The organism is Kitasatospora sp. NPDC048296, from assembly GCF_043201815.1.
Lineage (GTDB): Bacteria > Actinomycetota > Actinomycetes > Streptomycetales > Streptomycetaceae > Kitasatospora.
Window position 1 is genome coordinate 1 of the sequence record NZ_JBICZB010000236.1, and the last position, 1,055, is coordinate 1,055.

A 1,055-nucleotide genomic window follows, 5' to 3' on the forward strand; every position below is an offset into this window, starting at 1 on the left:
CCGACGCGGTCGTCGCGGACTGGCTCACGGCGCTTCACTCCTCCCTGAACGGGATACGCAAGGCCGAGCACATCGGCATCGCCCGTATCCGACGGCACACCTCGGTACCGAGCGGGACGCCGCTGTTCGAGAACCTCTTCCAGTTCATCGATCTGCACCAGGACACCGAGTCGCAGGCCGCCGGGCTCGATCTGCGGGTCGTCCGGAGTTACGAGCAGACCGGCTTCCCGCTGGACCTCAGCGTGGTGGCCGGTGACGAACTGCTGCTCCACATGACATACGAGCCCTCACGGCTGAGCGAGGCCGACGCGGAACGCGTGCTGGCGACCTATGAGCTGATACTCCAGCAGATGGCCGAGCGGCCCGAGGCCCGCATCGGCGAGATCGAGGTCCTCTCCGCCGCCGATCGTCAGGAACTGCTCGATTGGGGTCTCGAAACCCTCGGCACCACCGTCGAGGCGACCGTGCCCGAGCTCTTCGCCGCGATTCTGCCCACCGCGTCCGGCTCGACGGCCGTCGTCGGTGTGGACCGGACCATGACCTATGCGGAACTCGATGACAGCTCCAACCGGTTGGCACGAGTGCTGCGCGCGCACGGCGTGCGGACCGACACCGTCGTCGGGATCGCGGTCCCCCGGTCGGCCGGCCTCATCACGGCGCTGCTCGCGGTACTCAAGGCCGGTGGCGCGTACCTGGCGCTCGATCCGATCGCGCCGCCGGAGCGCAACCGGCTGCTGGTCGGCGACAGCAGGGCCGAAGTCATTGTGGCCACGGCCGAGGCGATGGCCGGGATCGGCGCGGCGGCGCAGGGCCGTACGGTCGTCGTCCTCGACGACCCCGCGGTACAGGCCGCGCTCGCCGCGGAATCCGCCGACGCGTTCACGACCGCCGCACACCCGGACTCGCTCGCGTTCGTGACCTTCACCTCGGGTTCGACCGGAGTCCCGAAGTGCGTCGGCATCACCCATCGCAACGTCGTCCGGCTGGCGCATCGGCAGGCCTATCTGTCGTCGGGCCCCGGATACACCTCCCTGCACACCGTTCCGCTCGCCTTC

Annotated in this window: 1 protein-coding gene; it reads left to right on the forward strand. The window is 69.4% G+C overall.

Going from position 1 to position 1,055, the window contains the following annotated elements; genetic code table 11:
* Positions 1-77 precede the first annotated feature (77 nt).
* Positions 78-1,055: AMP-binding protein (locus ACGF12_RS38715; protein ID WP_393041406.1), on the forward strand; the 978-nt coding region annotated here is incomplete at its 3' end.